Raw genomic sequence first — 23,975 nt, 5'->3', positions numbered from 1 at the left:
AATGGAGGGTTTACCCTGCTATCTTGCTGGAAAATCATCGGGGCGCCTACCCCAGGGAGCGAGTATGTTATCAACCATTCATCTGACGCTGGCGGGACTCTCCTGCGGTCACTGCGTCAATCGGGTGCAACGTTTGTTGGAGCAGCGCGAGGATGTGACGCATGCCGAAGTCACGCTGACCGCGGCCAGCGTAGAGGGGCACGCCAGTGCCGAAGCGCTGATCGCGGCCATCGCGGCCGCCGGTTATCAGGCGAGCGAGTCCGCCTCCCCAAAGTGTGAACCGCCGGCAGCCGCCGCGCCCGGGCCGCAGGCGCCGTCGGCGGATTCTCCCCCTCTCGCCGGCAGCGTAACGCTGCTGATTGGCGGCATGAGCTGCGCCAGCTGCGTCAGTCGGGTTGAGCAGGCGCTGCGGCGCGTTCCCGGAGTACAGCAGGCGCGGGTGAACCTCGCCGAGCGCAGCGCGCTGATCGTGGGCCCGGCGGAAACCGGGGCGCTGATCGCCGCCGTGACCGCCGCCGGCTATCAGGCGGAATGGGTGGCGGATGAACAGCAGCGTCGCGATAAACAGCAGCAGCATGCGCGTCAGGCGATGCGCCGCTTTGGCCTGCAGGGCGGGCTGGCGCTGCTGGTCGGTATCCCAATGATGCTGTGGGGGATGCGCGGCGACAATATGTTACTGAGCGACGCCAACCGGCCGCTGTGGCTGGGACTGGGGCTGCTGACGCTGCTGGTGATGGTACTGGCCGGCGGTCACTTTTACCGTAGCGCCTGGCAGAGCCTGCGCCATCGCAGCGCGACGATGGATACGCTGGTGGCCATCGGAACCGCCGCGGCCTGGGGGTATTCAATGACGGTGACGCTGTGGCCGTCGCTGTTCCCCGCGCCGGCGCGCCACCTCTATTTTGAGGCCAGCGCGATGATAATCGGCCTGATTAACCTCGGCCACGCGCTGGAGCAGCGGGCGCGGCAGCGCGCTTCTTCAGCGCTGGCGCGCCTGCTGGACTTGACGCCGCCTACGGCGCGGGTGATCGACGATGACGGCGAACGCACGCTCCCCCTCCGCGAGGTCCAGCCGGGCATGCAGCTGCGGATCACGCCCGGCGATCGGGTACCGGTCGACGGTACGCTGTTGGCGGGCGAGGCGTGGCTGGATGAGGCGATGCTGACCGGTGAACCCCTGCCGCAGCATAAGCGCCCGGGGGACCGGCTGCACGCCGGCACGGTGATGCAGGACGGCAGCGCCCGCCTGCGCGCCGAGGCGGTTGGCCAGCATACCGTTCTGGCGCGGATCGTGCAGCGCGTACGCGATGCGCAGAGCAGCAAACCGGCGCTGGGCCAGCTGGCCGACCGCCTCTGCGCGGTGTTTGTACCCGCAGTCCTGCTGATTGCCCTGTTCAGCGGCCTGATGTGGTGGCTGGTCGGCCCGGCACCGCAGGGTGTCTACAGCCTGGTTGCGATCACCACGGTGCTGATCATTGCCTGCCCCTGTGCGCTGGGGCTGGCAACGCCGATGGCGGTGATTGCCGGCGTGGGTCGCGCCGCCGAACTGGGGATTCTGGTGCGCGATGCCGACGCGCTGCAGCGCGCCAGCCGGGTGAATACGCTGGTGTTCGATAAGACCGGCACCCTGACCGAAGGCGCGCCGCAGGTGACTGAGATCCTGACGCTGGGTGAGGTGAGCGAGGCGCAGGCGCTGCGCTGGGCCGGGCTGCTGGAGCAGCACGCCAGCCATCCGCTGGCGCGCGCGATCGTGGCCCGCGCGGCGCCGCTGCCGGATATCCCGCTCAGCACAGTGCATACCCTGCCCGGTAAAGGTCTGAGCGGCGAACTGGACGGCCGCGCGCTGCTGGTGGGCAACGCCGCCCTGCTGCACGAGCGCGGCGTGGCGCTTGACGGCATCACCGATCGCCTTGAGACGCTGGCGCGCCAGGGCGCGACGCCGGTGCTGCTGGCGGTAAACGGTGAGCTCGCCGCCGTATTCGCCCTGCGCGATCCGCTGCGCACCGGCGCACCAGCGGCGCTGGCCCGGCTGCATCAGGCCGGATATCAGCTGGTGATGCTCACCGGGGATACCCCGGCTACCGCCCACGCGGTGGCCGGCGCCGCCGGCATCGACACGGTGATCGCCGGCGTATTGCCGGAGGGAAAAGCTGATGCCATCGTCCGGCTGCAGCAGCAGGGACGCCGGGTCGCCATGATTGGCGACGGGATTAATGACGCCCCGGCGCTGGCACAGGCCGATGTCGGCATCGCGATGGCCAGCGGCAGCGATATTGCCATGGAGAGCGCCGGCATGACGCTTATGCGTCAGGATCTGCAGGGGGTCGGAGACGCGCTGGCGCTGGCCGGAGCCACGCTACGCAATATGCGCCAGAATCTGCTGGGCGCCTGCGTGTATAACGTGCTGGCGATCCCGCTGGCGGCGGGGGCCTTCTGGCCGCTGACCGGCACGCTGTTGAACCCGGTGATTGCCGGCGCCGCGATGGCGCTGTCATCCGTAACGGTGGTGGTCAACGCCAACCGGTTGCTGCGCTACCGGCCCGGCGGTGCCACATTTAAGCATGGTGATGAGCGGCCAAAGTCGTTAGCATGAGCTATCTGACGCAACGGAGCGACCGCGATGGCAACAAGACTTGAGCGACTGCTTGCCCCCCTGCGCCGCCTGCTGCCCGCCCCCTGGCACTATCCGGCGCTGGATCTGTACGCCGACCGGCAGCACCATCTGCACCTGGTCGGTAGTATACATATGGGCACCCGCGACATGTCGCCACTGCCCGCCGCGCTGCTGAACCGGCTGGCACGCGCGGACGCACTGGTGGTGGAAGCGGACATTACCCACGGCGATTCGCCATTTATTGAGCAGCCGGAAGATGCACCGCTGGCCTGCCGCCTGAGCAGCGACGAGCTGGCGCAGCTGCAGCACCTGAGCGAGACGCTGGCGATCGATCCGCAGCGTATCGATCGCCTGCCCGGCTGGCAGATAGCGCTGATGTTTCAGGCGCAGCAGGCGCAGCGGCTCGGCCTGCGCCCCGATTACGGCATTGATTATCAGCTGCTTCGCCAGGCGCACGCCTGGCGCAAGCCGATCATTGAGCTGGAAGGCCCGCAGTCGCAGCTGGCGATGCTGCAGGCGCTGCCGGATAACGGCCTCGCCCTGCTGCAAGATACCCTCACTTACTGGCACAGCAACGCCCGCCTGCTGCAGACCATGATTGGCTGGTGGCTGAGCGCGCGTCCGGTGCGGCGCCAGGGTCACCTGCCCGGCAGCTTTAGCGGTGCGCTCAACGACGTGCTGATGGTGCAGCGTAATCACCGCTGGCGTGAACAGCTGCTGGCGCTGCCGGCGGGACGCTACGTGGTCGCGGTCGGCGCGCTGCACCTGTTCGGTGAAGAGAACCTGCCGTCACTGCTGCGGGAAAAAAAAGAGCCAGCGTAACGCTGGCTCGTCAAAGAGGAATGATTTTATCGTTTTCGTTATTGGCCAGCCTGCGCCGGCCGGAGCGAATTGTCGCGCAAAGTGCGGCATTACGCCAGCGCTATTCGGGTTGATTTACGATTGCCCCATCGTCATCTGATAAGGACAGAGTAGAGTATGACGCCTGCTATCACCCTGTTAGAAAAACACGGCGTGCCCTTCACGCTGCATCCCTACGAGCACGACAACCACGAGACGCACTTTGGCGATGAGGCCGTGCGCAAACTCAATCTGGATGCCCGTCGGGTACTGAAAACCTTGCTGGTTAGCCTGAACGGCGATCCCAAACGGCTGGCAGTAGCGGTCACCCCGGTCGCCGGACAGCTGGATTTAAAAAAGGTCGCCAAAGCGCTGGGCGCGCGCAAAGCCGATATGGCCGATCCGCAGCTGGCGCAGCGGGTAACCGGTTACCTGATCGGCGGCATCAGTCCGCTGGGACAAAAGAAACATCTGCCAACGGTTATCGACCGTCAGGCGCAGCAGTTTGCCACCGTGTATGTCTCCGGCGGCAAGCGCGGGCTCGATGTCGAGCTGGCCGCCGGTGACCTCGCCCAGCACACCGCGGCAATTTTTGCCGATATTGCTCGCGAGACGCCATAATCCCTACGCGGGATGCTGCGCGATCAGGCGATCGAGGATCCAGCGCCCGGCCGGGCCAGGTGGCGTGCGCGTCGACCATACTGCGTCAACGGCGATGCGCTGCGGCCAGCCCGGTACGCGCAGTTCGGTCAGCAGCTGGTGACCAAACTGCTCCACCATCCAGCGCGGCAAAATGGTCCAGCCGAATCCCTGCTCCGCCATCTCCAGCAGCAGCAAATAAGAGGGCGCCGACCAGCTATTTCCGCCGGAGGGCTGCGGCGTTGGCCCCTGCCCCCAGGTATTGAGACGCAGCTGCCGCACCAGGTCCAGCTCGCTCTGGCTGACCTCCGCCTGCCGGGTCAGCGGGTGGTCGTGCCGAATAAAGATCGCCATCTGCGCCTCGACCTGCAGGCGCGAGGTGGCGATATCGGCGGGATAGTGCGGCTGTACGCGGATCACCCCGATATGGATGCGCCCCTTCTGCAGCAGATCGATCACGTCAGCATCTTCGGCAATCATGCAATCAAAATCGATATCAGGATAGCGGGCGGCAAATTTACGCAGCAGCTGTTCGTGATGATCGGCCTGCCAGAAATCGGAGATCGCCATGCTTAAACGCGGCTCCACGCCTTCGGCCATGCGCATCGCTAACTCATCCAGCCGCTCGCTGGCGGCAAGGATCTCGCGGATTTGCCGCAGTGCGTGCTCGCCCTGCGCGGTCAGCACCGGCTGACGGCCGCCGCGATCCAGCAGGCGGAAACCCAGATCGTCTTCCAGATTGGCCACTGCGGCGCTGATGGTCGATTGACTTTTCCCCAGCGCGCGGGCCGCGGCAGAAAACGATCCCTTATCCACGGTCTGGACAAAGGCTAACAGTGATTCCGGAGAGTAACGCATAATCTATCGCTTTTATCGATGGGACCTCATTTTAGCTTATCAGAAAATACGATGATAATGGCCGCCTCACGTAAGGAGTCAGTATGAAAACCCGTAGTTTGAAAGAGCGCGTGATTCACGCGGTCTGCTTTGAGGTGATTGCCATTGCCATCGTGTCGCCGCTGGCGGCGTGGATTATGCATAAGCCCTTGTTTCAGATGGGGGCACTGGCGCTGGCGCTCTCCACCACCGCGATGGTATGGAATATGATCTATAACAGCCTGTTCGATCGTTTCTGGCCACCGGGCGCGCCGCGTCGCCTGCTGGTTCGTATCGGCCACGCGCTGGGCTTTGAGGGCGGGTTTATCCTGATTGGCCTGCCCATCGCCGCCTGGATGCTGGGCACCGGTCTCTGGCAGGCCTTTATGCTGGAAGTGGGCTTTTTCCTGTTCTTCCTGCCCTATACGGTTGCCTATAACTGGATTTATGACCGCGTACGCCAGCGCGTGGTGGCGCGCAAAGCCTGTCATGCATCCTGAGGGGCCGCCGGGCGGCGGCGGTCCTGCGCAAATCATCGCGCGTTCGCGGGGACGGGAGCCAGGGGCATTGTCGGCAGGCTCACATCGCCCGGCGGGGCGTAGTCCGCCGCCCGCAGAGGGGAGTGCTGCTCAATGTAATCCTTCAGCACCTCCGCATCGATAAAACCGGTATTGACGTAGCCGGGACGCTGGTCCAGCCTCGGATAGCCGTCGCCGCCGGTGGCATTAAAGCTCAGCGTGGCCATACGGTAGATCTTTTCCGGCTGCAGCGGCTGCCCGTTAATCTTCACCTCGCTCACCGCCCGACCGTCCGCGCGCAGGCCGATCGCAGCAAACTGCGGATAGGCACCCGAGTCCGCTTCCTTATTGGCCACCACATCGAGATAGGCTTTTACTTCACTGCCGCGCAGCGGAACATACACCACCGTATTGCCGAACGGCTGCACCTTCAGCACGTCTTTATAGCTGATCGGCCCGCTCTCAATGCTGTCGCGCACGCCGCCGCCGCTGATCACCGCAAAATCCGCCCGGGTTCGGGCCATCATGCCGCGTAAAATCAGCTGCGCAAGGTTCGTTTGTTCGAAACGTACTTTGCTGCGATCGCCCTCCAGCCGGCCGCTGACTTCGCCAACCCGGACGAGCAGCTGACGCTCACCGCGCTTCTGAAACGGCGTTAGCAGCTTCATCATCGCGCCATTTTTTGCGATCGGCTCACCGTAGTTCACCCAGCTGTCGCTGCCGTCCGCATTGTGAACAGGGTGCTTTAGATTAACCGGTAACAGCGCGTAATGCTCAAGGGTCAGCTTGCCGTTGCGAAAGCTGAAGTCTGCCCGACCGACATATTTACCCCACTCGTGCGCCTGCACAATCCAGGTGCCATTCTGGCGATCCGGTATACACGGGCTGCCCGGGACATAATCGTGCTGTTTTTGATTTTCAGCCGCCATGCAGACCGGATCCTGCGAGTGACCGCCGACAATCACATCAAGATAGCCCGGCGGCAGCGCGCGGGCCATTTCGACGTCGCCAGGGGCGTTGGATCCGTGCTGCCCGTTATCGTAATGCCCCATATGGGTCACGGCGACGATCACGTCCGGTTTCTCCTGCTGGCGCAGAACATCGATCGCCGCTTTCGCTTCAGCGGCGGGGGGGCGAAACTCAATCTCTTTCAAATACTCCGGATTGCCAATTTTTGCGGTGTCGTCAGTGGTCAGGCCGAGCACGGCGATCTTCAGCCCCATGCGGTTAAACAGCTGCCAGGGCTGGAACAGCCGCTCGCCGCGCGTTTTGTCGTAAATGTTGGCGGAGAGGAAAGGAAATTTGGCCCATTTTTGCTGCTGACGGATAACCGCCAGCGGATGATCAAATTCGTGGTTCCCCACGGCCATCGCGTCATAGCCAATCAGGTTCATCCCGCGAAAATCCGGCTCGGCATCCTGCAGATCCGACTCCGGTACGCCGGTATTGATATCCCCACCGGAGAGGATCAGCACCGCACCGCCGTGCGCCTGTACGTCATAGCGGATCTGATCGATCAGCGTTTTTTGCGCCGCCAGGCCATACTCATCGCGATCGTTGTTCCAGAAACGGCCGTGGTGATCGTTGGTGTGCAAAAGGGTGAACTTGTACGTTCGATCCGCCTCCCAGGCGTGCGCCGACGGGATCAGCAGCAGACCCAGGCTGACCAGAGCTGCGAGCGGGCGTAAATGGCGTAAATACACGTGACGTCTCCTTGAATGATAAATCCGGCATCGCACGTCGCCACGCCGGGTTGAAAGTGATAAGGTCATTCTTCCGCAACAAAAAAATAACATCTACCGTAACGGTGAAGGACTTATGGCAAGCGAACACACCCTTTCTACGCCGCCGGCGCCCCGGCGCACCCTCTTTAAGGTGCTGGGGGCCATCAGCCTCGCTCACCTGCTGAACGATATGATTCAATCGCTGATTCTGGCCATCTATCCGCTGCTGGCCCGCGACTTTTCACTGAACTTTGTGCAGGTCGGCCTGATCACCCTCACCTACCAGGTCACGGCCTCCCTGCTGCAGCCGCTGATCGGCGCCTGGACCGATAAACGCCCACAGCCGTGGTCACTGCCGATCGGCATGGGCTTCACGCTGTCGGGGCTGGTGATGCTGGCCAGCGCACAAAGCTACGGCATGGTGCTGGTCGCCGCAGCACTGGTGGGCACCGGCTCTTCGGTATTTCATCCCGAATCCTCGCGGGTGGCGCGCATGGCCTCCGGCGGCCGACATGGCCTTGCACAATCGCTGTTCCAGGTGGGCGGCAACGTTGGCAGCTCGCTCGGGCCGCTGCTGGCGGCGCTGGTTATCGCGCCTTACGGCAAAGGCAACGTGGCCTGGTTTACCCTGGCCGCCCTGCTGGCTATCGTGGTACTGCTGCAAATTAGCCGCTGGTATCAGGCCCAGCAGCGTAGCGCCGGGGGACGGCCGGCCGAAACGTCAGTGCACGCCCTGCCGCGCGGTAAGGTCGCCGCCGCCGTCGCGATTCTGTTGGTGCTGATTTTCTCTAAATACTTCTACCTTACCAGCATCAGCAGCTATTACACCTTCTACCTGATGCATAAATTCGGGCTGGCGATACAGGATGCCCAGCTGCACCTGTTTGCCTTCCTGTTTGCCGTCGCCGCGGGCACGGTGATCGGCGGCCCGGTGGGCGATAAGATCGGGCGAAAAGCGGTCATTTGGGGATCAATTCTTGGCGTATTGCCATTCACCCTGCTGCTGCCGCATGCCGATCTGGCGTGGACCGGCGTCCTGTCGGTGATCATTGGCTTTGTGCTGGCGTCCGCGTTTTCCGCTATTCTGGTCTACGCCCAGGAGCTGATGCCGGGACGGATTGGCATGGTGTCCGGACTGTTTTTTGGCTTCGCTTTTGGCATGGGCGGCGTTGGTGCGGCGGTTCTCGGCGTGGTGGCGGACCATCAGGGCATTGATGTTGTCTATGATATTTGCGCCTGGCTGCCGGCTCTCGGCATTCTGACCCTGTTTTTGCCCAATAACCGTCATCATTAACCGGTCTTTAACGGGGATAAATACGCAGCCGGCGGCGTCTTTATCCCCGTTTTACATACAGTAATAAAGTTGTATCAATAAAATCTGCCTTATCCCTGTCTATCTTCTTCTGATCCTTTTTTTTTGCCTTCAGGACAAACTTTATCAAGCGGCAGGCGACATTTTGCCATACACTCAGTGGTACACATCTGGACACACTTGTATCCGCCCGTCATCGTCATGGCGTCAGGCGGGCGGATCGCAGCATAAGGAGTCGGGCATGCATCACACCACACCGCTGATCACCACCATTGTGGGGGGATTGGTTCTGGCCTTTATCCTCGGCATGGTGGCAAACCGTCTGCGTATCTCCCCCCTCGTCGGTTATCTGCTGGCCGGCGTGCTGGCGGGGCCCTTTACCCCCGGTTTTGTTGCCGATACCAATCTGGCACCGGAACTGGCCGAACTGGGGGTGATTTTGCTGATGTTTGGCGTCGGCCTGCATTTTTCCCTGAAAGATTTGATGGCGGTAAAGTCGATAGCCATTCCCGGTGCGGTCGCGCAGATTGCCGTCGCGACGCTGCTGGGTATGGCGCTTTCCTGGGCGCTGGGCTGGTCGCTGCTCGCCGGCTGGGTGTTCGGCTTATGTCTGTCCACCGCCAGTACCGTGGTGCTGCTGCGCTCGCTGGAGGAGCGGCAGCTGATTGACAGCCAGCGCGGCCAGATCGCCATCGGCTGGCTGATTGTTGAAGACCTGGTGATGGTGCTGACGCTGGTGCTGCTGCCGGCGGTCGCCGGGATGCTGGAGGCAGGCAACGCCAGCCTGTCGCTGCTGGCGTGGGATCTCCTGCTGACTATCGGCAAAGTGTTTACCTTTATGGCGTTGATGATGCTGGTTGGTCGCCGCGCCATTCCGTGGATCCTCGCACGCAGCGCCGCCACCGGTTCCCGGGAGCTGTTCACCCTGGCGGTGCTGGCGCTGGCGCTGGGCATCGCGTTCGGCGCGGTGGAGCTGTTTGACGTCTCCTTTGCCCTTGGCGCTTTCTTTGCCGGCATGGTGCTCAATGAGTCGGAACTGAGCCAGCGGGCCGCGCACGACACCCTGCCGCTGCGCGATGCGTTTGCCGTGCTGTTTTTCGTCTCGGTCGGCATGCTGTTTGACCCGACGATCCTCTGGACTCAGCCGCTGGCGGTGCTCGGTACGGTGGCGATTATCGTGCTGGGGAAATCAATCGCCGCCTTCGGCCTGGTACGGCTGTTTGGTCACTCCAGGCGCACTGCGCTGACGATTTCGGTGAGCCTGGCGCAAATCGGCGAGTTTGCCTTTATCCTTGCCGGACTGGGAATTTCGCTTAATTTGCTCTCCGACGAGGGGCGTAATCTGGTGCTGGCCGGCGCGATCCTGTCGATCATGATTAACCCGGTGCTGTTTGCGCTGCTGGAGCGGGTGCTGGATAAAACCGACGCCGGGGCGGAGCAGGCCATGGAAGAAGCGATCGAAGAGGAGAAGCAGATTCCGGTCGACCTCTGTAATCATGCGGTACTGGTCGGCTACGGCCGGGTGGGCAGCCTGCTCGGAGCCCAACTGCAGGAGGCCGGCATTCCGATGGTGGTGGTGGAAAACTCCCGCCCACGCGTCGAGGCGCTGCGGGAACAGGGCATCAAAGCGGTACTCGGCAACGCCGCCCGCAGCGAGACCATGGGCCTGGCGCGGCTGGACTGCGCGCGCTGGCTGCTGCTGACCATTCCCAACGGCTATGAGGCCGGAGAGGTGGTGACCTCCGCGCGCGAAACCCGGCCAACTATTGAGATTATCGCCCGGGCGCATTATGACGATGAGGTGAGCTACATTCTGGAACGTGGCGCAGATCGCGTGGTAATGGGAGAACGTGAAATCGCCAACAGCATGATGAGCATCTTGCAGGTTGAGCCCGGCTCCCCGCCGCGCGAGTGCCCGGTGTAGCCCGGCCACAATGCCATCATCCGGCCCCGTCCGCGCAGGACGGGGCTTTTTTGGGCTTAGCGTTCCCAGTAGGCCTCTTCCAGACTGTCCTCACGCTCCGGCAGCCCGCGGGTCAGGCGCGGCGCGTGCTGATTGAGGACCTGATAGCTGACGCGGTTGGCGTATTTACACACCTGCGCCAGCGAAGAGTAGGTCAGATACTGCCGACCGTGCTTGCTGGAGTTGGGTACGTTTTGCCGGTGGTAATTGTTGGCGGTAATGTCGTGTAGTAGCGCGGCCAGCGCGCCATCGCCAGCGCCGTTGGTGTTCATGATCTTCTCCGGGCCGCCCATGTAGGGCGCGATATGGGAAAAGATGCGCAGCGGCTGCTGGCAGTCCTGGTAGCGCATCGCCCGGCTGAACTCATACTGATTGAATTCGGCGATGATGCCGGGCAGCAGCGGATGGTTGGTGGCGCGCTTGCCGGACTCCTCGGTGAAGCCGGCCATGTACAACCCACCCGGACCGGCGGTGCACAGCACCAGGTCGACCCAGTCGAGCGCGATATTGGCGGCCTCCAGCGGATCGGCACTGCCGGTAAGGGCGCAGGCCTCTTCCTCATTCATTGCTAACACCGAGACGTGCTCGCGCAGAAAGGCGCGCCAGAAGTCGGGATTGTCGGCGATCACGTATTGGGTGCCCAGCGTCAGTACCACCGGTACGTTGTGCTTTTTCGCGTAGGCAATCGCCTGCATGGTGGCATCCGGCATCGGTTCGCCCGGCTGACAGCGCACCAGATAAGAGGTCAACACCAGCGCCGAGGCGCCGGCAATGACCGACTCGGGAATGCTCTCGGTACGCAGCTGATTCATCATCCCCGGACTGATGGCAAAGGTGCGTTCGCCCTGCGCGGTCACCAGCGTAAAGCAGCGGCCAATGGCGCCATTCACGCCCTGCAGGTGGTTGAGATCGGTGCGGCTGGAGGTGTTGCACAGATAGCGATAGGCGTAGCCGCCAATCTCGATGTTGTCACACATTACCCCAAGCAGCACTGAGCGGTCATCAGCCAGTACCGAGTAGTTGTGCAGCGTATTGCCGATGGTGCCGCCGGCAAACTGATGAGTAATCAGCTTGTTATCACGCAGTTCGCGATACAGGGCATCGGCGACGGCGTCGTCGATCACCAATGAATGTCCCAGACTTAACCCGTAGCGTACGATAAACGCCTCATCCACGCGGGCTTCAATATCCACCAGCGTCTGATCAATGCCAACGATCCAGCTGCTGCCGTGTTCAGCCTCGGGCTGCACGGGCATCAGCAGCGGATCGCGCGCGCTGACGGGGAAATAGTGTTTGGATTTGCGTTTACCGGGAAATTTCATGGTGCGTTAAACCGTCGGCTAAAAGGCGGAGCATGATAGCACACTCCGCCCAACGATTAACGCCGTTCCGTAACCAGCTGACGCATCATCGCGATGTGTTCCGCATCGTCGTTCAGCGCCGGGATATATTCAAAGCTTTCGCCGCCGGCGTGCAGGAAGATTTCGCGGTTTTCGCCGTTGATCTCCTCCAGCGTTTCCAGACAGTCAGAGGCAAAGCCCGGACTCATGATCTGCAATCGTTTAATTCCCTTCGCCGGCAGTCCCTTCATGGTCTCATCGGTGTAGGGCGTGAGCCAGGGTTCACGGCCAAAGCGCGACTGGAAAGTCATCATCACGTCACCCTCGCCCAGCCCCAGCGCGGCGATCAGCGCGTCGGTGGTATGGCGGCAGCGCTGCGGGTAATCGTCTCCCTGATCGGCAAAGCGCTGCGGAATACCGTGGTAGGAGAGCACCAGCAGGTCCGGCTTGCCGTGGGCGGCGAAGCTGCGCTCTACCGAGGCTTTCAGTGCAGCAATGTAGGCGGGATGGGTGGCGTAATCGCGAATGAAGCTGACGTCCGGCAGTGAGCGGTAGCCGGAGAAGACCTGAGTCAGGCCATCCCACACCGCGGCTACCGTCGAGCAGGAAAACTGCGGATAGAGCGGCAGCACAATCAGTCGGGTAACCCCCTGTTCCAGCAGGCTGTCGACGGCGCTTTTTAGCGATGGGTTGCCGTAGCTCATCCCCAGCGCCACCGGCATATCGAGCTGCGCCGCCAGTGCGTCCCGCTGGCGCTGGCTGAAGACCAGCAGCGGTGAGCCGCCCTCCATCCACACCGAGGCGTAGAGCTTTGAAACCCGTGGAGATCGCAGCGGTAGGATCACGCCGTTCAGCAGCGGCCACCACAGCCAGCGAGGCGTATCAACCACGCGGCGATCGCTGAGGAACTGTTTCAGGTAACGTTTGACGGCGGCGGAGGTCGGCGCATCGGGCGTGCCGAGGTTAACTAACAGGACGCCTGGGATATCTGGCCTCATCTTAATTCCTTGATTTCGGTGCGTGACGTAAAGGGGATATTTTAGCGGAAATCGGCGCAGCGCGAACCAATTGTTGCAAAAGGAGAGGAGGGTAAAGCCGCTGCGCGGGCCGTCAGTCGCGAACCGCGCAGCGCGGGGAATTAACCGAGGATGGCTGCGAGCTCAGCGCTCACTTCTTTCACCGGCTTGGTTCCGTCGATGCGGGTATAGCGCGTGTTACCGGCTGCCGCTTCTTGCGTGTAGTAAGCGATCAGTGGCGCGGTCAGCTGATGATACTCCACCAGGCGCTTGCGGACGGTGGCTTCTTCATCATCTTTACGGATGGTCAGCGCTTCACCGGTGACATCATCTTTATCCGCTTCGCGCGGCGGGTTGAAGGTGACGTGATAAACGCGGCCGGACGGCGCATGGACGCGGCGCCCCACGATACGTTCCACAATCAGCGCATCCGGCACGGCAAATTCCAGCACGTTGTCCACGGTAATGCCGGCCGCCTTCATCGCGTCAGCCTGCGGAATGGTCCGCGGGAAGCCGTCCAGCAGAAAACCGTTGCGGCAATCTTCCTGGGCGATACGCTCTTTCACCAGTGCGATCACCAGCTCGTCGGTCACCAGCTTACCCTCATCCATCAGCGCCTTGGCCTGTTTGCCCAGTTCCGTGCCGGCTTTCACCGCCGCACGTAACATATCACCCGTGGAGATTTGCGGGATCCCGTACTTCTCCATAATAAACTGAGCCTGCGTGCCCTTACCTGCGCCCGGTGCGCCGAGCAGAATAATACGCATTGCGTAATTCCCCTTGCGAATCGCTTAAACAAATGTGTGAAAAAGACGGTGTCCCGCCCTGGGACGTCTGCACAACCCAATGCGGGACACAGCCTGTGGAACATACCATTATGGCCGGGCATCCACAAGGAACGCGCGGCTTATGTGCATCGCCACCAGCGCATTGCGCGCGCGTCCGGGCAAGGTGCTAGCCGGCGTCGGCATAGCGCGTGTGCTGCTGCTGCCGGCGCGTCCAGAGGCTCTGACCCACCACTGCCGACACGATGATCGCGCCGCCCAGCACCGCCTGCGGCGAGGGGCGCTCTCCCAGAAACAGATAGATCCACAGCGGCGCCAGCGCGGTCTCCAGCAGCAGAAACAGCCCGGCGTTGGCCGGTGAAACGTAGCGGGTGGAGAGCGTGATCAGCCCCATCGCTAACGGCATGATCAGCGCGCCTTCCGCCAGCGCCCAGCCCAGCTGCGGCGGCTGCAGCCGCCGCAGGTGATCCAGCAGATCGCCCCCGCCCCAGAGCAGGATCAGCAGCGAAGCCAGCACGCCCCCCAGCGACGGCAGCGCCAGCGTGCCTCCGCTGACCCGGGCGCTGAAGATAAACGCCAGCGCCATCGCCACCGCGGTTCCCAGAGCATACAGATTGGCCAGCGCGCTGCCGCCCGCCTGGCCACTGCCGCTGAGTACCACCCCGACTCCGGTAATGCCAACCAGCGCCGCCAGCATCAGGCTGCGCGGGATCCGCACCTGAAAGATGATCCGTGAGATCAGCGCCGAAATAAACGGGGTGGCCGAGATGATCACCAGTACGGTCGCGACATTGCCGCGGTGCAGGGCGTTAACAAAGCCGGCCGACGCCAGGCAGAAAAACAGCGTCGACAGCAGATTGTCCCGGGTTAGCCAGGGCGATCCCAGCGTGGCGCGACTACCACGCCAGCAGAGCCAGACCGCAAGGCAGACCGACCACATAAGCAAGCCGCGTACAAAAACAATCTCCCAGGCCGTGTCAAAGTGCATCAGGCGTATAAACAGCGCATCGCTGCTTAAAATTATCCCGCCCAGGATACCGATCAGATTACCGTTGGGGCTGCGGGTAAGGCTCATACTTCTCTCCATAATTGCGTCAGCTGACGTTTTACGTCATCGGTCATGTCCACGCCGCGTTTGCTCTCGCCCCGCGACCAGCAGGAGAACCGCAGGGTGCCGGTTTCAGGAAAATAGCGTCCGCCGGCGGCCTTCACCCGCTGGCGGGCACTGTCGCTGAGCGGCGGCACGCGAAAGCAGGTAAACGGCAGATTGGGGGCGCTGATCGAGCGAAAATCCATCCCCGCCAGGTCATCAATGGCAATCGCTTTCACCTGCGCCACATTCCACGGCTTCCAGTCATCGCCGCGGATATGCGCCAGCGCTTCCTCCAGCGGTTGTGCGGAGGCGGTGGCGGATTCAAACAGGCGCAGTTCGCTGCGCAGCAGGGTGCTGAAGTGCCGCGAACGTACCGCCACCAGCGCCAGCCCCACAGTCAGCGAAGCGTGCTTGTGCAGCGGGGCGACAAACAGCGAACTGTCGCGGATCAATTCGCCGTGCAGCGTGGTGGCAAAACTGTGCGAGGCATCGACTACGCCCTTCCCCTGCGTATCTTTCAGCGGATTGACCTCGCCAGTATAGGGATTGACGTGAGTAATCAGGCTAATGCCGCCGGGTTCGGTGGCCGGCACCGCGGTGTTAAACAGCGCGCTGACCGGCTGATAGTGCGCGTGACGCGCGAGGCGCAGCGTTATCTCCTGCTTGCGCAACAGGTGCGCGAGGATAACCAGCCCCACGCGCACCGACGGCACGAAGAACACATCAAACTCCTGAAGTTTGTAGATTCGGGTCAGTTCATCGCGTAATGCGTTCCGTAACCTATGCCCTCGCGAGAAAAAATCGTTGCCGTGCGTGAGCTGCAAATCCGGGGAGAGAGAGGCCGCGTCCATCAGTTGATCAACGCCTGTTGGAACAGCAGCGGCATCACGTTCTCACGGAAGATCGATCCGACGGCAATTTCGCACGGCGGACGGCGATAGTTCACCCAGGCTATCTCCTCGATTTCAGCGCCGGCGCGCGGCTCGCCGACGATATCCACGTGATAAACGTGGTTCTCAATCGCCACCGCCTCAAACTCAGCCACGCCGTGGAACAGGCCAAAGGGCCGGAAGCCCTTCACGCTGACCCCCAGCTCCTCCTGTAGCTCGCGCTGCAGACAGCTCAAATGATCTTCACCGGGCAGAGGCTTGCCGCCGGGGGAGATAAATACCCCGGTGCCGCGCTTGCGGGTGAGCAGCAGCGATCGCTGATGGATAATTATCGCGGCGCACTTCACTATCACTCTCATCATTACACTCCGAAACGGGGCGCACCGGGGTGCGTGAACATCAGGCCGCTGCGCTGGCGGCGCTGCCGGCGGGAACGGTGAGCGTTTCACCTGCCAGGAAACGCACGATATTGTGCGCCAGCGGCGCCTTCTCGCGCAGGTAGGCCAGAACGGTGTCATCGCTGGGCGTCGTAAAGCTGTCAGCAAAAATACTGATCCCCTCAAGGGATTTGGTGGAGATCCCCAGCTGCAGCAGGCGGTATTTCACGTCGTCGGCTGATTGCGCAAAGGTATAAATCGGCGAGTGATACTGGATGTCATACTGGGCCATCATCTCCATCAGGAAGGTTTTGGCCACCTGACGCTGCTCCGGAAAATCGCGCTGGTAGTGCGTGATGCCATCGTTGATGGTGCTGATGCCGTTGCGGCGACAAAAATCCACCAGGTGGGCGTGAATCGCCAGTTTCTCGCCCAGCAGCACCAGGTTTTTCCGGTGAGTCAGAATGTCATTTTCCAGATTTTCAATCGCGATACTGCGAAACGCACCGCTGATATCGGCCACGGTGTGGCCGACGACCAGATCGCCAAAGCGCTGGCGCAGCTCTTCCACCCGGTGGCTGAGGATGCCGCGGTGTAGCGAACACCCGCTGTTACCCGACCAGAGGTGCACGGGAATACCTTGTAACATCAGATAACAGGCTGCCAGCGTGCTATCGCGTCCACCGGTGAACATGACCAGCTGGGGTGGCGGGGTGTGCTGTAGAGTCATAATCCTTTCCTTCACGAGGCTGTTAAGGGAAATATGGGCGATAGAGCTTACCCAAACGTATCCGGGATCGGCGCTGTGCCTGGACAATCTTATGGCGCGCCGGCTGTGCTTCAGGCAGGTTAGGGAAATCGGGCTGGACTTTAAAATGATATAAACAGACACTGAATGTTAGTTAATCTCACAAGGTGACAGGCGATATGCCGGGATTACCCTCACTGCGGGCACTGCGCTATTTTCATCAGGCGGCCCTGCATCAAAGCGTCAGCCTGGCCGCCCAGACGCTCAACGTGACCCACAGCGCGGTCAGTCACCAGCTGCGGCAGCTGGAAGAGTGGCTGGGCAAGCCGCTGTTTCTTCGGGTGCATGGCCGCATTCGCCTGACCGCCGATGGCGAGCGCTTAAAGGTGTGCTGCAGCCAGGCGTTTGGCGACATCGCGTCCACCTGCGAACAGATCCGCGTTCGCCGCCGGAATGCGCTGGCGGTCTCCTGCGCCCCAAGCTTTCTGGCCCAGTGGCTGATCCCGCGCATCAGCCGTTTTTATGAGCGCCACGCGGACATCGTCCTGACCTTTCAGACCCACGTCGATATCGACAAAGTACGCAGCGAGCAATCTGATGTGCTGATCGTCAGCCACGATCAGCCGGCGCTGCAGGACATTGCCGCCACGCTGATTACCGTTGATTATATCGGTCCGGTGTGCGCGCCGGCTTTTCAGCACCGCTTTAACTACGCGACGGATTTCACCACCCTGCCCCTGCTGCACGCTGATACCAAGCTGCATGCCTGGGCGGAGTGGGCAAAAAAAACCGGCGCGCGCGGCGATTTTTGGGCCGGTAAGCATTTTGATAATCTGACGCTGGCGATCCAGGCGGCGCGCAACGGCCTCGGTATCATCATGACGCCGCAGATTCTGGTGAAAAAAGAGATTCGTGATGGCACGCTGGTGGCGCCGCTGGGATTTGCAGAGGTCGATCGGGCGACCTGGATGATGGTAAAACAGACCCGTCAGGAGGAGGAGGAAATTACGTTGTTTCGCCGCTGGCTGCTGGAAGAAGCCGCTTCGGGCCAGTGACGGAAAGACGCCCCCCGCCAACGACGGGGAGCGTGATACCGGTTAGCCCAGCAGCAGCTGGTTCATACGGCGGACAAACTGGTTAGGATCGTCCAGCGTGCCTTTTTCTGCCAGCAGAGCCTGGTCAAGCAGCAGCTCAATCCACTCGGCAAAGCGTCCCTCGTCCTGGGTGTCCGCGGCGCGCCGGACCAGCGGATGCTCCGGGTTCAGCTCGAACAGGTATTTCACTTCCGGCACGTCCTGACCGGCGGCGGCAAACAGTTTTGCCATCTGCGTGGTCATGTCGTTAGCATCGGTGGTGACGATGGCCGGGCTATCGGTCAGGCGGTGGGTCAGTCGCACCTCTTTGACGCGCTCACCCAGCAGGGTTTTTACCCGCTCAACAAACGGCTCAAGGGCTTTTTCCGCCTCTTTTTGCGCGTCCGTCTCTTCGTCCGCCAGCGTGCTCAGCGACTCATCCGCTTTGCTGACAGACTGGAAGGCCTTGCCGTCAAAGTCAGTCAGGTAGCTCATCATCCACTCGTCGATACGATCGGAGAGCAGCAGCACCTCAATTCCTTTTTTACGGAACAGCTCGAGATGCGGACTGTTTTTCGCCGCAGCGTAGCTGTCAGCCGTAATGTAATAAATCTTCTCCTGCCCCTCGACCATGCGGCTAATGTAATCCTCCAGCGAGACGTTCTGCGTCGCGCTGTCGCCGTGGGTTGACGCAAAGCGCAGCAGCTTCGCGATGCTCTCTTTGTTTGCCGTATCCTCTGCAGGTCCCTCTTTCAACACCAGGCCAAACTGCTGCCAGAACTGCTGATACTGTTCTGCATCATCTTTGGCTACGCGCTCCAGCATCTGCAGCGCACGCTTGCTCAGCGCACCGCGCAGGGATTGGGTAACGCGGCTATCCTGCAGAATTTCACGCGATACGTTGAGCGGCAAATCGCTGGAGTCAATCAGCCCACGCACAAAGCGCAGATAGTTCGGCATAAATTGTTCGGCGTCGTCCATGATGAACACGCGCTGCACGTAGAGTTTCAGACCGTGCTTGTGATCGCGGTTCCACATATCCCACGGCGCCCGGGTGGGAATATACAGCAGGCTGGTGTACTCCTGCTTGCCTTCCACGCGGTTGTGGCTCCAGGTCAGCGGATCGCTGAAATCATGGGCAATGTGCTTATAAAATTCTTTGTATTCATCATCGCTGATATCGGACTTGTTGCGGGTCCACAGCGCCTGCGCTTTGTTGATTTTTTCCCAGCTGGTGGTGTCATTCTCTTCATCGTGGCTTTCGATTTCGACCGGCAGCGCAATGTGGTCGGAGTATTTGCTGATGATGGAACGCACGCGCCACGCGTCGAGAAACTCATCCTCGCCTTCACGCAGGTGCAGGGTTATCTCGGTACCGCGATCGGCCTTACTGATCTCCGCGAGGGTGTACTCGCCCTCCCCGGCGGATTCCCAGAATACCGCTTCATCAGGCGCCGCACCGGCGGCACGGGTGCGAACGGTCACCTTATCCGCCACGATGAAAGCGGAGTAGAAGCCTACGCCAAACTGGCCAATCAGCTGGCTGTCTTTGGCCTGATCTGAACCAAGGGATTCAAGGAAAGATTTGGTGCCGGATTTCGCAATGGTCCCCAGGTTTTCGATCACTTCATCACGGCGCATGCCGATACCGTTATCGCTCAGGGTCAGCGTGCGTTGCGCTTTATCGATCGACACGCGAACCCGCAGCTCGCCGTCGCCTTCATACAGCTCCGGGGCGGACAGCGCACGAAAACGCAGCTTATCCGCGGCGTCGGAGGCGTTCGAAATCAGCTCACGGAGGAAAATTTCTTTGTTTGAATAGAGTGAGTGAATCATCAGGTGCAGAAGCTGCTTCACTTCTGACTGAAAGCCACGGGTCTCTTGTCCTTTCATGGTCATTACTACCTCAACAGAATCGGGTTGCACTCAGGTTGAAGTAACAGGTGGGGATGTCGCGGAAGGTTTTCAAGATGGCACGTAAGAAAACGTGCCATCAAGTGATTAATATTTAAACTTTTGCCGTCCGGCCAGCGAGTGAGACAGCGTGGTACCATCCACCATTTCCAGCTCGCCGCCGACCGGTACACCGTGCGCAATGCGGCTGGCATCGACGCCATACTGCGCGCAGAGCTCAGCAATATAGTTGGCGGTGGCCTCGCCTTCCACCGTCGGATTGGTGGCCAGGATAACCTCCTGCAAGGGCTCGGTTTGCAGCCGCTGCTCCAGACGATCGAGGCCAATATCGGCCGGGCCGATACCGTCCAGCGGTGACAGGTGGCCCATCAGGACGAAGTAGCGTCCGGCAAACTGTCCGGTCTGCTCAATGGCATGGATGTCGGCCGGGCTTTCAACCACGCAAATCTGACCGTTTTGCTGACGGCGCGCGTTAAGACAAATGGTGCAGTGCTCCTGCTCGGTAAACGTCCGGCAATCGGCGCAGTGGCCAATTTCCGACATGGCCCGGGTCAGGGCCTGCGCCAGACGCATGCCCCCGCTGCGATCGCGCTGCAGCAGGTGAAAGGCCATGCGCTGAGCGGACTTCGGCCCTACGCCAGGCAGACAGCGCAGCGCCTCCATCAGCGATTCAAGCAGCGGACTGGTTTGCATCAGAATGGCATCTTAAAGCCCGGCGGCAGCTGCATACCGGAAGAGACGGAGGCCATTTTTTCCTGCTGGGTTTCCGCGATACGGCGGGCGGCGTCATTAAACGCGGCGGCGATCAGATCTTCCAGCATCTCCTTATCGTCTTCCATCAGGCTCGGGTCTACCTCGACGCGGCGGCAGTTGTGCGCGCCGTTAATGGTCACTTTGACCAGGCCCGCCCCGGACTCACCGGTCACTTCCAGTGCGGCAATCTCTTCCTGCACCTTCGCCATTTTGTCCTGCATCTGCTGGGCCTGCTTCATCAGGTTGCCCAAACCACCTTTACCAAACATAGGCTTCTCTCTTTTTTTGACGGGCCGCGCGATCAACAGCGATCGGCAGCGGGTTAAACCGGACGGATACTCTCTTCATCCAACTCCGCGTCGAAGAAACGGCGCAGGGTTTGCAGGTGATTATCCGCTAACAATGACTGGCGCGCCTGCGCCAGCTTTTCTTCATAAATCGCCTGTCGCCACTCCAGCGGGGTGCGCACCGCTGGATTATCGTCTTCCACAATGCGCAGTTCAATGGGACGCCCCTGCATCTCGCTCAGCGCCTGCGCCAGCAGCTGCTGGGCAGAGGCGGAATTCAGGTGGCGCTGGCTGCTGCGCAGATGCAGACAGACGTCGGCTTCGCTCGCGTCGCGCCAGGCATTGAGCGCCAGCTGCTGCACCAGCTTTGGAATAGCCAGCCTGGCGATATCGGCCGCCCAGCTATCCCGCTGCTGGGCTTCTTCAATCAGTTTTTGCACCAGCTCGGGCGTTTTCTCATGCTCCAGCGCACTGCGCAACGCGCGGGGCGTGGCGACCGCCTCCGCTTTCACTTCGGTTTCGGGCTGCTGCGGCTTCCAGCGGTACGCCTCGGGTTTCTTCGCCTGTGGGGGATCGCTGCGGCGGCGCGCGCTGGCGGCACCCCGTTCGGTTACCGCCGCCAGTCGGTCAAGGGCGGAGTGAGCCGGCCGCGCGCCGGGCGCTGCCGGCTCACTCTTTTTTGTTTTGGGCGCTCCCTGCTGGCGCATCAGCTGCGTACGCGCCTGCAGAAGCTGACTGGTGACATCAGGCAGATCGCCGGCGGGCGGCGGATCCTCCGGAGCCGATGCCGGCGCGGCGGTCGGGATCGGAGCCGACGCCGGCGCGGCGACCGCGCTTTGCGGTGTGGCCGGAGCCGAGCCCGCGCCCTCACCGGCAGGGGCGGCGGCGATCGCTTTCGGGTGGAAGGCCAGCGCGCGCAGCAGAGTCATCTCTACGCCCATGCGGCGATCCGGGGCCCAGGCCAGCTCTTTGCGTCCGGTGAGCAGAATCTGGTAATAGAGCTGCAGATCATCGGGCGGCAGCGCACGCGCTAGCGCGCGTAGCCGCTGACCGGCGGCGGGATCGTCCTCTCCTGCCGCCGTAGGCAGCAGCTGGATCATGGCGATGCGATGCAGTCGGGCCAGCATCTCCACCAGCAGGGCCTCCCACTCGACGCCGCGCGACGCCGCCTGGTCCAACAGCTGCATAACCTGCTCGCCCTGGGCGGCGGCCAGCGCCTCAATCAGTGCCAGCGGCTGCTCATCATCAAGGGTCCCCAGCATCGCGCTGACCGTGTCGCGGGTCACGCTGCCGTCACCCATGGCGATCGCCTGATCGGTCAGGCTCAGCGCATCGCGCATACTGCCATCGGCAGCGCGCGCCAGCAGCTGCAGCGCCCGCGGTTCTGCAGCGATCTGCTCGGCGGTCAGCACGTGCTCCAGCTGGCCGCGGATCTGCTCAACGTCCAGCGCTTTAAGGTGGAACTGCAGGCAGCGCGACAGGATGGTGACCGGCAATTTTTGCGGATCGGTCGTCGCCAGCAAGAATTTAACGTGCGCCGGTGGCTCTTCCAGCGTCTTTAGCAGCGCGTTGAAGCTGTGACGCGAGAGCATGTGGACTTCATCGATCAGGTACACCTTGAAGCGACCGCGCGCCGGCGCGTACTGCACGTTATCCAGCAGATCGCGCGTATCTTCCACTTTGGTGCGTGAGGCGGCATCGATCTCGATCAAATCGACAAAGCGACCCTGCTCAATTTCACGGCAGTTGTCGCACTGGCCGCAGGGCGTGGCGGTAACACCGGTTTCGCAATTCAGCCCTTTTGCCAGCAGGCGGGCAATGGTGGTTTTACCGACCCCGCGGGTGCCGGAGAACAGATAGGCATGATGGATGCGCCCGAGCGACAGGCCGTTTGCCAGCGCGGTCAGAACGTGTTCCTGACCCACCACATCGGTAAAGGCTTGCGGACGCCACTTACGGGCAAGTACCTGATAGCTCATGAATAGGTGCAAAAAGTAAGGAAAACCAGAGGATCATGCTAACACAGCCCCACCGCCACGGCGAGGCTGAATCAACGGCGGGATCAGTGCCCCGGAAAGTTTACCAGGCTGTAGCTGTTGACGCCCTGCGCGGCCAGGCGCTGCTCGCCGGTCAGGTCAAACAGGTTAATAATGAAGGCAGCATCGGTAACCTGCCCCCCGAGACGGCGAATCAGCTTAACGGTGGCTTCAATGGTGCCGCCGGTAGCCAGTAAATCGTCAACCACCAGCACGACATCGTCCGCGGTGATGGCATCTTTGTGCAGTTCCAGCGTGTCCGTACCGTACTCCAGCTCGTAATGCTCAGCGATGGTTTCACGCGGCAGCTTACCCGGCTTGCGCACCGGCACAAAGCCCACGCCCAGACCCAGCGCGACCGGCGCCCCAAACAGAAAGCCGCGCGCTTCGGTGCCCACGACCTTGGTGATACCTTTATCACTAAAGCGTTCAACCAGCAGCGAGATCGCCAGCGCAAACGCTTTAGGATCTTCCAGCAGGCTGGTGACATCGCGGAACAGGATGCCAGGTTTCGGGTAGTCAGGAATGCTTTTAATGCTATCCTTCAGATATTCAAGCTGCTGTGCAGTTGCGGTCATAATCAATGCCTGGTGAAAACAATACAGATTCGCGCAGCCTCAGTCCGCCCTGGCGAACAGCGCCGCCAAACGCAGACAGGATTCGGGGGGAAGGCTACGCACGAAACCCTGAAATCTAGTCAAAATGCCGGACGATTGCAACTATTAGCGCGGGTCCGGCGGCGCAGCCCTGACCGGCAGTCGCCACATCATGAGTAGCAGCCCCGCCAGCAATATCAGCAGCAGGAGCCGAATCCAGCCGGTGTCGACCCACCACAGCGATACGCCAAATGACAGTAAGATCATTGCCACCGCCCGCCTTTTGGCGCCGGGCGGCAGCGCGCGGTGCTGCTCCCAGTGACGCAATAGAGGGCCAAATACGCTGCGCTGATACAGCCAGTGATGGAAAGCCGGCGATGAACGGGCAAAGCACCACGCCGCCAGCAGCACAAAAGGCGTCGTCGGCAGCAGCGGTAAAAAAATGCCCAGCGTGCCCAGCGCCAGCGCCAACATCCCGATCGATAACAGAATAACGCGTCGCATTTCTTCGTCCGTCATGGTAAACCTGCGCCAGCATAGCGGAAATGTCGCCGTTTGCCACCGGCTCCCGCGATCGGAGC

22 protein-coding genes and 1 other annotated feature are annotated in these 23,975 nt (G+C 61.5%); of the genes, 7 read left to right on the top strand and 15 right to left on the bottom strand.

All coding sequences use genetic code 11. The annotated features are described in order from the left end of the window. Window positions 1-64 precede the first annotated feature (64 nt). The 3 genes from BS626_RS00865 (at window position 65) to ybaK (ending at window position 4,075) form a co-directional block, all read left to right on the top strand. Entirely contained in the window at window positions 65-2,593 is a 2,529-nt protein-coding gene (locus BS626_RS00865; protein WP_075180523.1) for a copper-translocating P-type ATPase, read from the top strand. 27 nt (window positions 2,594-2,620) lie between these two features. Next, window positions 2,621-3,436 carry a TraB/GumN family protein gene (locus BS626_RS00860; protein ID WP_075180522.1) on the top strand — a complete coding sequence of 272 codons (816 nt, stop codon included), beginning with the start codon at window positions 2,621-2,623 and terminating at the stop codon, window positions 3,434-3,436. A 156-nt stretch (window positions 3,437-3,592) separates the two neighbouring features. Continuing rightward, window positions 3,593-4,075 carry a Cys-tRNA(Pro)/Cys-tRNA(Cys) deacylase YbaK gene (gene ybaK / locus BS626_RS00855; protein ID WP_075180521.1) on the top strand — a complete coding sequence of 161 codons (483 nt, stop codon included), beginning with the start codon at window positions 3,593-3,595 and terminating at the stop codon, window positions 4,073-4,075. 3 nt (window positions 4,076-4,078) lie between these two features. Here ybaK and BS626_RS00850 read toward each other — a convergent pair whose 3' ends face one another. Next, window positions 4,079-4,951, bottom strand: coding sequence for a LysR family transcriptional regulator (locus tag BS626_RS00850; protein ID WP_075180520.1), 873 nt, complete (start codon window positions 4,949-4,951; stop codon window positions 4,079-4,081). Window positions 4,952-5,034: 83 nt separating this feature from the next. On the opposite strand from BS626_RS00850, the gene BS626_RS00845 reads away from it, so the two are divergent. Continuing rightward, window positions 5,035-5,469, top strand: a complete 435-nt coding sequence (locus BS626_RS00845) for a multidrug/biocide efflux PACE transporter (protein WP_075180519.1) — start codon at window positions 5,035-5,037, stop codon at window positions 5,467-5,469. Window positions 5,470-5,501: 32 nt separating this feature from the next. Here BS626_RS00845 and ushA read toward each other — a convergent pair whose 3' ends face one another. Further along, window positions 5,502-7,157, bottom strand: a complete 1,656-nt coding sequence (ushA, locus tag BS626_RS00840) for a bifunctional UDP-sugar hydrolase/5'-nucleotidase UshA (RefSeq protein ID WP_240494256.1) — start codon at window positions 7,155-7,157, stop codon at window positions 5,502-5,504. Window positions 7,158-7,305: 148 nt separating this feature from the next. Here ushA and BS626_RS00835 point away from each other — a divergent pair, with 148 nt between their 5' ends. Further along, complete coding sequence (locus tag BS626_RS00835; RefSeq protein WP_075180517.1) at window positions 7,306-8,505, top strand: MFS transporter; 1,200 nt, start codon at window positions 7,306-7,308, stop codon at window positions 8,503-8,505. 259 nt (window positions 8,506-8,764) lie between these two features. Beyond that, window positions 8,765-10,447 carry a YbaL family putative K(+) efflux transporter gene (gene ybaL, locus BS626_RS00830; protein WP_075180516.1) on the top strand — a complete coding sequence of 561 codons (1,683 nt, stop codon included), beginning with the start codon at window positions 8,765-8,767 and terminating at the stop codon, window positions 10,445-10,447. Between the two features lie 56 nt (window positions 10,448-10,503). On the opposite strand, the gene BS626_RS00825 is transcribed toward ybaL, so the two are convergent. The 7 genes from BS626_RS00825 to BS626_RS00795 all read right to left on the bottom strand — a co-directional run bounded on the left by BS626_RS00825 (window position 10,504) and on the right by BS626_RS00795 (window position 16,717). Continuing rightward, window positions 10,504-11,808 (bottom strand): inosine/guanosine kinase, encoded by a 1,305-nt coding sequence (locus tag BS626_RS00825; RefSeq protein WP_075180515.1) that lies wholly within the window; start codon window positions 11,806-11,808, stop codon window positions 10,504-10,506. Between the two features lie 56 nt (window positions 11,809-11,864). Then, window positions 11,865-12,824: a ferrochelatase gene (hemH, locus tag BS626_RS00820; protein ID WP_075180514.1), complete on the bottom strand. Its 960-nt coding sequence runs from the start codon at window positions 12,822-12,824 to the stop codon at window positions 11,865-11,867. 140 nt (window positions 12,825-12,964) lie between these two features. Beyond that, window positions 12,965-13,609, bottom strand: a complete 645-nt coding sequence (adk, locus tag BS626_RS00815) for an adenylate kinase (RefSeq protein WP_075180513.1) — start codon at window positions 13,607-13,609, stop codon at window positions 12,965-12,967. A 187-nt stretch (window positions 13,610-13,796) separates the two neighbouring features. After that, on the bottom strand, window positions 13,797-14,702 hold the full coding sequence (locus BS626_RS00810) for a DMT family transporter (RefSeq protein WP_371328472.1): 906 nt from the start codon (window positions 14,700-14,702) through the stop codon (window positions 13,797-13,799). Beyond that, window positions 14,699-15,571, bottom strand: coding sequence for a DUF6024 family protein (locus tag BS626_RS00805; RefSeq protein ID WP_075180511.1), 873 nt, complete (start codon window positions 15,569-15,571; stop codon window positions 14,699-14,701). Before BS626_RS00805 ends, BS626_RS00810 begins: the two co-directional genes overlap by 4 nt. Then, complete coding sequence (locus BS626_RS00800) at window positions 15,571-15,969, bottom strand: NUDIX domain-containing protein (RefSeq protein WP_075180510.1); 399 nt, start codon at window positions 15,967-15,969, stop codon at window positions 15,571-15,573. The genes BS626_RS00805 and BS626_RS00800 overlap by 1 nt, the downstream gene beginning before the upstream one ends. A 40-nt stretch (window positions 15,970-16,009) precedes the next feature. Next, window positions 16,010-16,717, bottom strand: coding sequence for a hypothetical protein (locus BS626_RS00795; RefSeq protein ID WP_075180509.1), 708 nt, complete (start codon window positions 16,715-16,717; stop codon window positions 16,010-16,012). 197 nt (window positions 16,718-16,914) lie between these two features. On the opposite strand from BS626_RS00795, the gene BS626_RS00790 reads away from it, so the two are divergent. Beyond that, window positions 16,915-17,790, top strand: a complete 876-nt coding sequence (locus BS626_RS00790) for a LysR substrate-binding domain-containing protein (protein WP_075180508.1) — start codon at window positions 16,915-16,917, stop codon at window positions 17,788-17,790. A gap of 42 nt (window positions 17,791-17,832) precedes the next feature. On the opposite strand, the gene htpG is transcribed toward BS626_RS00790, so the two are convergent. The 6 genes from htpG to BS626_RS00760 all read right to left on the bottom strand — a co-directional run bounded on the left by htpG (window position 17,833) and on the right by BS626_RS00760 (window position 23,898). Beyond that, complete coding sequence (gene htpG / locus BS626_RS00785; RefSeq protein WP_075180507.1) at window positions 17,833-19,707, bottom strand: molecular chaperone HtpG; 1,875 nt, start codon at window positions 19,705-19,707, stop codon at window positions 17,833-17,835. 102 nt (window positions 19,708-19,809) lie between these two features. Next, window positions 19,810-20,415, bottom strand: a complete 606-nt coding sequence (recR, locus tag BS626_RS00780) for a recombination mediator RecR (RefSeq protein WP_075180506.1) — start codon at window positions 20,413-20,415, stop codon at window positions 19,810-19,812. Continuing rightward, complete coding sequence (locus BS626_RS00775; RefSeq protein WP_075180505.1) at window positions 20,415-20,744, bottom strand: YbaB/EbfC family nucleoid-associated protein; 330 nt, start codon at window positions 20,742-20,744, stop codon at window positions 20,415-20,417. Before BS626_RS00775 ends, recR begins: the two co-directional genes overlap by 1 nt. Window positions 20,745-20,797: 53 nt before the next feature. Further along, window positions 20,798-22,741: a DNA polymerase III subunit gamma/tau gene (dnaX, locus tag BS626_RS00770; protein WP_075180504.1), complete on the bottom strand. Its 1,944-nt coding sequence runs from the start codon at window positions 22,739-22,741 to the stop codon at window positions 20,798-20,800. Next, window positions 21,401-21,462, bottom strand: a sequence feature (DnaX frameshifting element). (Overlaps the previous gene by 62 nt.) An 83-nt stretch (window positions 22,742-22,824) precedes the next feature. Further along, window positions 22,825-23,376 (bottom strand): adenine phosphoribosyltransferase, encoded by a 552-nt coding sequence (gene apt / locus BS626_RS00765; protein WP_075180503.1) that lies wholly within the window; start codon window positions 23,374-23,376, stop codon window positions 22,825-22,827. A 144-nt stretch (window positions 23,377-23,520) separates the two neighbouring features. Next, on the bottom strand, window positions 23,521-23,898 hold the full coding sequence (locus BS626_RS00760) for a DUF454 family protein (protein ID WP_075181094.1): 378 nt from the start codon (window positions 23,896-23,898) through the stop codon (window positions 23,521-23,523). Window positions 23,899-23,975: the final 77 nt, after the last annotated feature.

The sequence above is a fragment of the Pantoea sp. 1.19 genome (assembly GCF_001922585.1).
Taxonomy (GTDB): Bacteria; Pseudomonadota; Gammaproteobacteria; order Enterobacterales; family Enterobacteriaceae; genus 1-19.
The sequence above is the reverse complement of the archived record's forward strand: the minus strand, read 5'-3'. Positions and strand labels throughout refer to the sequence as shown.

What these genes read in the sequence shown, in the direction of transcription:
- htpG (WP_075180507.1), bottom strand. Translation starts at nt 19,707, where the DNA reads ATGACCATGAAAGGACAAGAGACCCGTGGCTTTCAGTCAGAAGTGAAG.
- adk (WP_075180513.1), bottom strand. Translation starts at nt 13,609, where the DNA reads ATGCGTATTATTCTGCTCGGCGCACCGGGCGCAGGTAAGGGCACGCAG.
- hemH (WP_075180514.1), bottom strand. Translation starts at nt 12,824, where the DNA reads ATGAGGCCAGATATCCCAGGCGTCCTGTTAGTTAACCTCGGCACGCCC.
- BS626_RS00810 (WP_371328472.1), bottom strand. Translation starts at nt 14,702, where the DNA reads ATGAGCCTTACCCGCAGCCCCAACGGTAATCTGATCGGTATCCTGGGC.
- BS626_RS00790 (WP_075180508.1), top strand. Translation starts at nt 16,915, where the DNA reads ATGCCGGGATTACCCTCACTGCGGGCACTGCGCTATTTTCATCAGGCG.
- BS626_RS00845 (WP_075180519.1), top strand. Translation starts at nt 5,035, where the DNA reads ATGAAAACCCGTAGTTTGAAAGAGCGCGTGATTCACGCGGTCTGCTTT.
- BS626_RS00835 (WP_075180517.1), top strand. Translation starts at nt 7,306, where the DNA reads ATGGCAAGCGAACACACCCTTTCTACGCCGCCGGCGCCCCGGCGCACC.
- ybaL (WP_075180516.1), top strand. Translation starts at nt 8,765, where the DNA reads ATGCATCACACCACACCGCTGATCACCACCATTGTGGGGGGATTGGTT.
- BS626_RS00800 (WP_075180510.1), bottom strand. Translation starts at nt 15,969, where the DNA reads ATGAGAGTGATAGTGAAGTGCGCCGCGATAATTATCCATCAGCGATCG.
- apt (WP_075180503.1), bottom strand. Translation starts at nt 23,376, where the DNA reads ATGACCGCAACTGCACAGCAGCTTGAATATCTGAAGGATAGCATTAAA.
- ybaK (WP_075180521.1), top strand. Translation starts at nt 3,593, where the DNA reads ATGACGCCTGCTATCACCCTGTTAGAAAAACACGGCGTGCCCTTCACG.
- recR (WP_075180506.1), bottom strand. Translation starts at nt 20,415, where the DNA reads ATGCAAACCAGTCCGCTGCTTGAATCGCTGATGGAGGCGCTGCGCTGT.
- BS626_RS00825 (WP_075180515.1), bottom strand. Translation starts at nt 11,808, where the DNA reads ATGAAATTTCCCGGTAAACGCAAATCCAAACACTATTTCCCCGTCAGC.
- BS626_RS00850 (WP_075180520.1), bottom strand. Translation starts at nt 4,951, where the DNA reads ATGCGTTACTCTCCGGAATCACTGTTAGCCTTTGTCCAGACCGTGGAT.
- BS626_RS00860 (WP_075180522.1), top strand. Translation starts at nt 2,621, where the DNA reads ATGGCAACAAGACTTGAGCGACTGCTTGCCCCCCTGCGCCGCCTGCTG.
- BS626_RS00865 (WP_075180523.1), top strand. Translation starts at nt 65, where the DNA reads ATGTTATCAACCATTCATCTGACGCTGGCGGGACTCTCCTGCGGTCAC.
- BS626_RS00760 (WP_075181094.1), bottom strand. Translation starts at nt 23,898, where the DNA reads ATGCGACGCGTTATTCTGTTATCGATCGGGATGTTGGCGCTGGCGCTG.
- BS626_RS00775 (WP_075180505.1), bottom strand. Translation starts at nt 20,744, where the DNA reads ATGTTTGGTAAAGGTGGTTTGGGCAACCTGATGAAGCAGGCCCAGCAG.
- dnaX (WP_075180504.1), bottom strand. Translation starts at nt 22,741, where the DNA reads ATGAGCTATCAGGTACTTGCCCGTAAGTGGCGTCCGCAAGCCTTTACC.
- BS626_RS00805 (WP_075180511.1), bottom strand. Translation starts at nt 15,571, where the DNA reads ATGGACGCGGCCTCTCTCTCCCCGGATTTGCAGCTCACGCACGGCAAC.
- BS626_RS00795 (WP_075180509.1), bottom strand. Translation starts at nt 16,717, where the DNA reads ATGACTCTACAGCACACCCCGCCACCCCAGCTGGTCATGTTCACCGGT.